Below are 9941 nucleotides of genomic sequence, written 5' to 3' on the forward strand. Positions count from 1 at the left end.
ATTGAAGGCCGTACGCAATTTAACCAGATGATGGAGGACATCAAAACCGGCAAGGATGGCGTTTCCTTTGTTCTGGTATTCAAGCTGTCCCGTTTTGGCAGAAATGCGGCGGATGTCCTTTCCACCTTACAGGTCATGCAGGATTTTGGCGTCAACCTGATCTGCGTGGAGGATGGTATTGATTCCTCCAAAGATGCGGGAAAGCTGATGATTTCCGTCCTATCGGCAGTGGCGGAAATTGAGCGTGAAAACATCCGTGTCCAAACCATGGAAGGTCGTATCCAAAAGGCCAGAGAGGGCAAGTGGAACGGCGGCTTTGCCCCCTACGGCTATAAACTGGTGGATGGCAAGCTGGAAATCAACGAGGAGGAAGCTCCGGCGATTCGCACCATCTATGAGCAGTATGTTACAACCGATTCCGGCGCAAATGGAATTGCAAAATATCTTGAAAACCATGGGATCAGCAAAGTCCAGCGCCAGAACGGGAAAAACCCTCTTTTTGATGCCCGTCTGATCCGCATGATTCTGAAAAATCCGGTTTACTGCGGTAAGATTGCCTATGGCAGGCGAAAAACCGAAAAGGTGCATGGAACCAGAAATGAGTACCGTTTGGTAGAACAAGAAAACTTTTTGTTGGTGGATGGTCTGCATGAGGCCATTATCCCCGAGGATGTATGGCAGGCAGCACAGGTCAAGTTGGCTGCTCAAGCCAAACGGTATGAACACGTCAACAAAGGGAAAAACGAATGCACTCACCTGTTGTCCGGCATTGTAAAATGTCCCGTATGCGGTGTTGGAATGTATGGTAATAAGTGCGTGAAACGGAAAGCGGACGGCAGCAAATACAAGGATTTCTACTACTATGGCTGCAAACATCGCTCTATGACCCGTGGGCATAAATGCGATTACAAGAAGCAAATTCGGAAAGAGCTGCTGGACGATGCTGTGGCGGAGGTAATCTGCAAGCTGGTCAGCAATCCCAAATTTGCGGCGATGATGCAGGAAAAGATCAACATGAAAGTCGATACCACGGCGATTGAGCAGGAAATCAGCAACTATGAAAAACAGCTTCGTCAGGCTTATTCCACCAAATCCAAGCTAATTGAAGAAATCGACTCTCTTGACCCAGACGACCGGCATTACAGCAGGCGGAAATCAGACCTTGATGATCGGCTCTATGGGATGTATGATAAGATTGAAGAATTGGAATCTCTACTGATTGCAGCCAGAGCCAAGAAACAGGCCATTGAGGCAGAAAAGCTGACCGGCGATAATATCTACAAGGTTCTAATCTACTTCGATCAACTCTATGGAAAGATGAACGACAGAGAGAAACGGCAGCTGATTGAGGAACTGATCTCTGAAATTCAGATTTACCCGGAGCGTCAGCCCAATGGCCAGTGGCTGAAATCCATCAAGTTCCGGTTGCCTATCATCGAGGAAGATATGAATATCAGTTTGGACAACGAACAGCAAGTCGAGACGGTGGCTCTTTTGTCCCAACAAAAACCGGATACAACCATGCTTTAGGCCTTGTCTGATTTACGGCTCTCCGCCCGGCTTCAGACAAGGCCTGAGCCGTTCCATGGCGCAAAAACCGCCGCAAAGCAGCAAATCCGATCTTATAAACGCCCATTTATCCCTCCGCCTTAGCGTTTCTACAAACCAAAAAAATGATTATATTTTAAAAATATAATTATTTTTGAAATTTCATATATAAAATTTTGTTTTTTTGTGTTATACTGACAAAAAGAAATCTTGATCTGGGAGAAACCCCTAGTCTGCCATATCAGTGGATATCTTTTGATCCCTGTTTTCGCTTTGGAGTCATGCAGCATCAACGCGATCATTCCAAACAGATTGGCAGATGAGTTTATGGGTGAAAAAAAGATCCGTGCCCGGCTGCGCAGGCTGATTGTTATTTTTTTGGCGATGTGTGTCGCTATTTTCTGGGTACTGCGCTATGTATCCCAGTCTGTGTCCAACCTGTATCTGACCTCCATCCATGACCGGCTGGAGGAGCAGGCCATCCAGTATGAAAATTCCTTCCATTTCAAGCTGGACGCCGACCTGCTGACCCTGCGCGCCATGGCCGGAATGCTGCAGGATCACCCGGATCAGGACGCCAAGACCATGCTTTTGGGCTTGCAGGAGGCCAACAACGCCTCCCAGTTTGTCCGTCTGGCGTATTTTGAGGAGGACGGCTGCGGATTCCGGCTGTCCTCCAAAGAAGAGGGGGTCGTGCCCGTCTGTCTGGACCAGCTGCCCACCGCATTGCAGGATGTGGTGGCCCTGGCCTGGTCGGGCACCAGCTCGTTTTCCCAGGCCTTCTATGACCCCCATGTGGGCAGCAAGGTGCTGGCAAGCGCCACTCCCGTTTATACCGACGGGCAGATCTGCGGCGTGCTGGTCTCGGCGGTGGAAAGCGATGTGTACGCCGAAATCTTTTCCTCCCTCAACTCCGGTACCGCCGCCATCATCTGCCACAACGGCAATGTGGTGGCCTCCACCAGAACCCATACCCCGGATGGATTTTATAACCTGTTCAGCTCCCCCTATCTCTCCGACGACATCAAGGAGCAGTATCGCGCCGCTTTTGAGGACCCCAAGGTCAGCTTTTTTGAGTTTACATATCAGGGCACAGACTACTATAATTGTGTCTTGCCTATGGAGGTCTTTCCCGGGTCCAGCATGGTCATTACCGACACCGACCACGGGATCAGCACCTCCGTCAGCGAAATTGTCCGGCTGGCATACCTGGCGGTGGGCCTGTTTTCCATCGTCTCGGTCTGCTTTATGCTGATCGCCCTGTGGCTGCTCCGGCGGTACCGCATCAGCCTGTCCAGCATCGCCTATTATGACAGTCTGACCGGTGCCTACAACAAAGCCAAGTTCCTCCAGCTGCTGGAAGAGCGGCTGAAGCAGGCTTCGCCGTGTACCGTGGTGGCCGTCAACATCCGGAAATTCAAATTCCGCAACGAGCTGTTCGGCACCCCCGACTCCGACGTGCTGCTGCGGCACATGTGTACCATCCTTTATCAGCACATCCAAGAAGGGGAGTTTTTCTGCCGGGATTCGGCGGACCGGTTCCTGATTTGTCTGGAAGCATCGGAGGAAGATACCACAGAGTACCGTCTTCAGACCATGTTCGACCAAATCAGTCAGGTGGCCGACTCCATGCACCCCAACTATCCTCTTTACTTTTACTGCGGCTGCGCTTCCAGCGTGTCCTATGCCAGCGACGATCCCCTGGAAGAGCTGATGGGCCATGTGATGATGGCGCTGGATGTGGCCAAACAGGGCCAGCGCACCACCATCTCCTTCTATAACGCCCAGCTCCACGAACAGGAAAAGCTGCAAAACTACATTGAAAACCACATGGAGCAGGCTTTGACAGCGGGCGCGTTCAAGCTCTTCCTTCAGCCCAAGATCCGCCTGCAAGACGGTACGCTGGGGGGCGCCGAGGCCCTGGTCCGCTGGATCAACAACGGGACCCAGGCCTTTTTCCCCGATCAGTTCATCCCCCTCTTTGAACACAACGGCTTTTGTGTTCAGCTGGATTATTACATGGTCGAGCAGGCCTGCCGTCAGATCCGGGCCTGGCTGGACGAGGGGCTGCCCCTGGTCCCCATCTCGGTCAACCAGACCCGGCTGCTGTTCCACCAGACAGGCTACCCCCAGCGGCTGCGGGAGATCGCGGCCAAGTATCAGATCTCTCCCAGCTGGATCACGCTGGAGATCCTGGAGGGCCTGGCTATGGAGGATGTGGAGCTGGTCAAGCAGTGTCTGGATGAACTGCACAGCTACGGCTTCCGTATTTCCATGGACGACTTCGGGACTGGTTACTCCTCTCTCCACACCCTTGGCTCCCTTCATATTGACGAGCTCAAGCTGGACCGCTCCTTTATGGTGCAGGCAAAGCTGGACAAACAGGGAAACCATCGCAAGATCCTGGCCGCCATCATTGCCATGTCCAAAAATATGAATATGTCCACCGTGGCGGAAGGCGTGGAAACGGCAGACAGCGAGCAGATGCTCCAGGAGCTCTCCTGCGACTTCGGCCAAGGCTACTACTACAGCAAGCCTATCCCGGCCGCGGAGTTCCAGCAGTTGTATCTGTGCAAATAAACGACCCAGACATATCAGAGACAGCCCTTCAAATGGTTCCAAAATGCTCCATTTGAAGGGCTGTTTCTTGCTGTTCTGAACTGGTCCAGATCATCAACTTACCTGGTTCATTTTCTAACAACATTGTGGTATAATGCTCTCGTACAATCTTCCAAACAACAAGAGAGGGGAGATGGCACATGGATCTGCAAGCACAAGCGTGCCCGCGGGAGCAGGAAATCATTGCCCTGACACGCTTTATGATGCATAAACACTACTGCGAAAACGACGTGGAAGCTGTCATCGCCCAGATGACGGATGATATTGTGTGGCTGGGCGCAGGCGAAAACGAGTTTGCCATAGGCGACGACGTGATCTCCATCTTCCGGCAATTTGGCGGTCTGGTCCCCAAATGCAATCTTTCGGATGATGAGTACCATGTGGTACAGATTGGGCCGGAGTCCTATCTGTGCAGCGGCCGGGTGTGGATCGCCACCGATCCCTCCACCAAGATCAGCCTGAAGGTCCATCAGCGGGTGACCCTGGTTTTTCGCCTGATAGAGGGGCGGCTGCGCTGCTGTCATATCCACATTTCCAATCCCTATGAGGATATATGTGGTGATATGGGCTTTCCCATCAAAATGGCCCGCCATACCTATGAATATCTACAGGAACAGGTGCGGGCCCAAAAAAAGCAGATCGCGGCCCAGACCGCCCTGCTCCAGCGGATGAGCTTTGAGGACACCCTCACCGGGTGCTATAACCGGAATAAATTCAACCTGATGATGGACGCCGAGCCCTGCAAGCAGGGGGGGAGGCTGGGCATCGGCTACTTTGACCTGAACGGGCTCAAGGCGGTCAACGACCATCTGGGCCACAGCGCCGGAGACGAACTGCTCCGCCGGACAGCCCAAGAGATCCAGCAGGTTTTCCCCAAAAAGGTCTACCGCATCGGCGGGGATGAATTTGTGGTCATTGATGATGAGTTGGAGGAGGAGGCCTTCCGCTCCGCTGTCCAGACCGCCCAGGCCGGTTTGAAGGCCCATCACATCAGCTGCGCGGCCGGTATGTCCTGGCGGAGCCAGGGGTGCAGCATCAAGGAGCAGTTTGATGAGGCCGACCAGATGATGTACCAGCAAAAGCGGAGTTTTCACAGCATCCGGGAAAACGACCGCAGGCACGAATAAAACCCAACCAAGGGGGGCGGCATTGCCGCCCCCTTGCCTTTTGTCCGCAAACCGTGTACAATCCTCTTGCGGCATTGGCCGTATCAGTTTACTTTTTTTGGAGGGATCTGCCATGCGTCTGACCCGGCCTGTGGGCGACATCACCCAGGGCGTGATCTGGAAGCAGCTGCTCGCTTTATTCTTTCCCCTGTGGTTCGGCACCTTCTTCCAACAGCTGTACAATACCGTGGACACAGTGGTGGTGGGCCGGTTCGTGGGCAAGGTGGCCCTGGCCTCCGTGGGCTCCACCGGCGTGATCGTCAACCTGACGGTGGGCATCTTTACCGGTCTGTCCGCCGGAGCCGTGGTGGCCATTGCCCAGCGTTACGGCGCCCGCATGGGGGAGGACGTCCACAAAAGCGTCCATACCGCCATGCTGCTGTCGGTCATCATCGGCGCGGTCTTTATGGTGATAGGCTTTGTGCTCACCCCCTGGGCGCTCCGGGCCATGGACACCACTGCCGACGCCCTGCCCGGGGCCATCCTCTACCAGCGAGTCTACTTTTTGGGCATGATTCCCAACGTGATCTATAACATGGGCACCGGCGTGCTCCGGGCGGTGGGGGATTCCAAGCGGCCCCTGTACTTCCTCATTGCCGCCTCTCTGTGCAACATTGTCCTGGACCTTTTGCTGGTGGTGGTCATTCCCCTGGAGGTGCTGGGGGTGGCCATCGCCACCGTGTCCTCCCAGGTGCTGTCGGCGGTGCTGGTGGTCATCTCCCTCATGCGCTCCCACGGCGCCCCCTTCCAGCTCTTTCCCTCCGCCCTCAAGCTCCACCGCCAGCCCATGGCCGCCATCCTGCGGGTGGGCGTGCCCACCGCTCTCCAGTCGGTGATGTATTCCGCCTCCAACATCGTCATTCAGTCCTGCATCAACTCTTTTGACACCGACGCGGTGGCCGCCTGGACGGCCTACGGCAAGATGGACATTCTGTTCTGGATGACCATCACCGCCCTGTCCCAGGCCCTCACCACCTTTGCCGGGCAGAACTACGGTGCAGGCAAGTACGACCGGCTGAAAAAAAGCGTGCGCATCTCGGTGGCCATGAGCGCCGGTATCACCATCGCCATGAGCGCCTTTCTGGTACTGCTGGCCCGGCCCATCCTGTCTATCTTCAGCCCCGACCCCGACGTGCTGGAGATCGGCGTGGAGATGGTGCTGTTTTTGGCTCCCTGTTACATCACTTACATTCTGGTGGAGCTGCTGCCCGGCGCCATCCGGGGGGCGGGCAAGTCTCTGGTGCCCATGCTCATCTCGGTGTTCGGCGTGTGCGGCCTGCGGCTTCTGTGGCTTTTCCTGGTGGTGCCCCAGCACCACACCATCATTATGGTGGAGGCCAGCTACCCCATCACCTGGATCACCACCTCCGTGGCCCTGCTGCTCTATTACCGCTTCGGCAAATGGCTGGAGGCGCCCAAGCCGGTATAATCATCTGCCATTCTGCGTTTTACCGTGGGAAAACAGGCAAAAAAGACGCTTTTTTCTGAATGAATCCTTTACAACCGGGCCAGACTATGATAAACTATGTAGGTCTGCAAACAGACAGCATTTTATTACCCTGGACTTCGTCTCCCGGCTTACACCGGCCGGTCACGCAGCCCGCGGGCACATTGTATGAAAGGTGGAACACCAACCATGATCCGTAAGGACGAAAAGACCGCTGTTATCGAAGCCAACCGCACCCATCCCACTGACACCGGCTCTCCCGAGGTGCAGATCGCCATTCTCACCGCCCGGATCCAGGAGCTGACCGAGCACCTGAAGATCCACAAGCACGACAACCACAGCCGCCGGGGCCTGCTGAAGATGGTCGGTAAGCGCCGCAAGATGCTGGATTACCTGATGGCCAAGGACATCGAGCGCTATCGTGCCATCATCGCCAAGCTGGGCATCCGTAAGTAATTAGGAAGCGTCTGAGCCGTCGTGCGCAGCGCGGATGGACCGGAGCGAGGGCAAAAAACCGAAGGTACGCGAAGCGGACCTGTTTTGCGCCCGAGACGGAGGGAAGCCGCGCGTTGCAAACAGGCGAGGCGTGACACCAAGCGTGGAGCGCCCGTGAGCAGGGCAACAGCGAAACAGGCAGGCCGAAAAACAGGTCGGGCAAAGCCCGGCGGCATTTTCGGCGGAGTGTTGCGCAGTTGGCCGTCGCGGAGGGCGCATAGCGTGACAACAACAAAACAGGGGTGGCGCGGACCTCCGTGCCACCCCTTCTTCCCACTCCTCAGAGCATACTTTTAGCAGTTGAATCCGGGCCTGACCGGCCTCGGACCCGGATTCAAGTGCTAAAAGAGCCGGGCTCTGACGGGTGGGGAAACACCAATGAAAAGGAGAATTTTCCCCATGTCAACCGTGATCAAGCACAAGGAATTCACCAACCGTCATGTGTACAAGACCGAGGTGGCGGGCCGTCCCCTCACCATCGACGTGGGCAAGGTGGCCGAGCTGGCCACCGCGTCCGCCATGGTCACCTATGGCGAGACCACCGTGCTGGTGGCCGTCACCGTGTCCCCCCGTCCCCGGGACGGCGTGGACTTCTTCCCCCTCTCCGTGGACTTTGAGGAGAAGCTGTACGCTGTGGGCCGCATCCCCGGCTCCTTCATGCGCCGGGAGGGCCAGCCCTCTCTGCCCGCCGTACTGGCCAGCCGGGTCATTGACCGGTCCATCCGCCCCCTGTTCCCCTATGACTTCCGCAACGACGTGGTGGTCACCGCCACCGTTATGAGCGTGGACCGGGACTGCTCTCCCGAGGTCACCGCCATGATCGGCGTGTCCGCCTGCCTGGCCTTCTCCCCCATCCCCTGGGCCGGTCCCATCGGCTGCCTGGAGGTGGGCTATGTGGACGGCCAGATCGTCATGAACCCCTCCAACGAGCAGAAGCACGCCTCTCAGCTGGACCTGACTGTGGCCGCCACCGACAAGAAGGTTATCATGATCGAGGCCGGCGCCAAGGAGCTGCCCGACGACATCATGTATGAGGCTATTGTGAAGGCCCATGAGGAGATCAAGGCCCAGGTGGCCTTTATCAACAACATCGTCTCCGAGATCGGCAAGGAGAAGATGACCTACGACCACGCCGACTTTGATCAGGAGCTGTTTGACAAGATCGTGGAGGCCACCATGGACGAGGCCAAGGCCGCCATGGACACCGACGACAAGAACATCCGCGAGGAGCGGTGGAACGCCCTCATCGAGCACTGGCATGAGCTCTTCCTGGAAGACTATCCCGAGATGGACAAGTATCTGGAGGAGATCACCTACAAGTTCCAGAAGAAGATCGTCAAGGCCTGGCTGCTGGAAGGCCACCGGGTGGACGGCCGGGCCAAGAACGAGATCCGTCCCCTGGCCGCCGAGGTGGGCGTGCTGCCCAAGGTCCACGGCTCCGGCCTCTTCACCCGCGGCCAGACCCAGGTGCTCTCCATCTGCACCCTGAACACCCTCTCCGCCGCCCAGAAGCTGGACACCATCTGGGAGGAGGAGGAGAAGCGGTATATGCACCACTACAACTTCCCCGCCTACTCCACCGGCGAGGCCCGGGCCGCCCGGTCCACCAACCGCCGGGAGAAGGGCCACGGCGCTCTGGCCGAGCGTGCCCTGGAGCCCGTCATCCCCTCTGTGGAGGACTTCCCCTATGCCATCCGGGTGGTGTCCGAGGTGCTCTCTTCCAACGGCTCCACCTCTCAGGGCTCCATCTGCGGCTCCACTCTGGCTCTGATGGACGCCGGCGTGCCCATCTCCGCCCCCGTGGCCGGTATCTCCTGCGGCCTCATCCAGGACGATGACGGCGGCTTCACCACCTTCATCGACATCCAGGGCGTGGAGGACTTCCACGGCGAGATGGACTTCAAGGTGGCCGGTACCAAGGCTGGTATCACCGCCATCCAGATGGATATCAAGAACGACGGCCTGTCCCATGCCATCATCAAGGAGGCCCTGGAGATCACCAAGGACGCCCGGTACGCCATTCTGGACGAGATCATGCTGCCCTGCATCGACAAGCCCCGGGCCGACGTGGCCGACACCGCCCCCAAGATGGTGAAGATGAAGATCGACGTGGACAAGATCCGTGAGGTCATCGGCTCCGGCGGCAAGGTCATTCAGAAGATCTGTGCCGACACCGGCGCCAAGATCGACATTGAGGACGACGGCACCATCTATATCGCGGGCACCGACAAGGCCTCCTGCGACGCCGCCAAGAAGACCATCGAGACCATCGTGTTCGTGCCCGAGGTGGGTCAGCTGTACTACGGCAAGGTGGTGCGCATCCTGCAGTTCGGCGCCTTTGTGGAGTTGGCTCCCGGCAAGGACGGCATGGTCCACATCTCCAAGCTGGCCGATCACCGGGTGGAGAAGGTGGAGGACGTGGTCAACATCGGCGATATGATCTGGGTCAAGGTCACCGATATTGACGAGAAGGGCCGGGTCAACCTGTCCTATCGGGACGCCCTCAAGGAAATCAAGGCCAAGAAGGCCGCCGGCGAGCCCATTAAGTAAGTTTGGATAAGCTAAAATCCCCGCTGCTATGCAGCGGGGATTTCAGCCTGTCGAAAAAGTCCAGCAAAAGCTGGGCTTTTTCATTTAGATGAGATAAAATAGAGGAGGTGGTGAGA

At 56.7% G+C, this 9941-nt stretch carries 6 protein-coding genes; all 6 read left to right on the forward strand.

The genetic code is table 11. From position 1 onward, the window contains the following. Positions 1-1530: recombinase family protein (locus Q0J75_RS11875; RefSeq protein WP_297201569.1), on the forward strand; the 1530-nt coding region annotated here is incomplete at its 5' end. A 345-nt stretch (positions 1531-1875) separates the two neighbouring features. After that, positions 1876-4128, forward strand: a complete 2253-nt coding sequence (locus Q0J75_RS11880) for a bifunctional diguanylate cyclase/phosphodiesterase (protein WP_297201572.1) — start codon at positions 1876-1878, stop codon at positions 4126-4128. A 179-nt stretch (positions 4129-4307) separates the two neighbouring features. Further along, positions 4308-5294, forward strand: a complete 987-nt coding sequence (locus Q0J75_RS11885; protein WP_297201574.1) for a diguanylate cyclase domain-containing protein — start codon at positions 4308-4310, stop codon at positions 5292-5294. Positions 5295-5406: 112 nt separating this feature from the next. After that, a complete protein-coding gene (locus Q0J75_RS11890) occupies positions 5407-6762 on the forward strand; it encodes an MATE family efflux transporter (protein ID WP_297201578.1) in 1356 nt (451 codons plus the stop codon). A gap of 207 nt (positions 6763-6969) precedes the next feature. Continuing rightward, a complete protein-coding gene (rpsO, locus tag Q0J75_RS11895) occupies positions 6970-7236 on the forward strand; it encodes a 30S ribosomal protein S15 (protein ID WP_087188508.1) in 267 nt (88 codons plus the stop codon). Between the two features lie 438 nt (positions 7237-7674). After that, positions 7675-9825, forward strand: a complete 2151-nt coding sequence (locus Q0J75_RS11900; protein WP_297201581.1) for a polyribonucleotide nucleotidyltransferase — start codon at positions 7675-7677, stop codon at positions 9823-9825. The last annotated feature ends 116 nt before the right edge of the window (positions 9826-9941 follow it).

The organism is uncultured Flavonifractor sp., assembly GCF_944385615.1.
Taxonomy (GTDB): domain Bacteria; phylum Bacillota; class Clostridia; order Oscillospirales; family Oscillospiraceae; genus Flavonifractor.

What these genes read in the sequence shown, in the direction of transcription:
- Q0J75_RS11890 (WP_297201578.1), top strand. Translation starts at nt 5,407, where the DNA reads ATGCGTCTGACCCGGCCTGTGGGCGACATCACCCAGGGCGTGATCTGG.
- rpsO (WP_087188508.1), top strand. Translation starts at nt 6,970, where the DNA reads ATGATCCGTAAGGACGAAAAGACCGCTGTTATCGAAGCCAACCGCACC.
- Q0J75_RS11900 (WP_297201581.1), top strand. Translation starts at nt 7,675, where the DNA reads ATGTCAACCGTGATCAAGCACAAGGAATTCACCAACCGTCATGTGTAC.
- Q0J75_RS11880 (WP_297201572.1), top strand. Translation starts at nt 1,876, where the DNA reads ATGGGTGAAAAAAAGATCCGTGCCCGGCTGCGCAGGCTGATTGTTATT.
- Q0J75_RS11885 (WP_297201574.1), top strand. Translation starts at nt 4,308, where the DNA reads ATGGATCTGCAAGCACAAGCGTGCCCGCGGGAGCAGGAAATCATTGCC.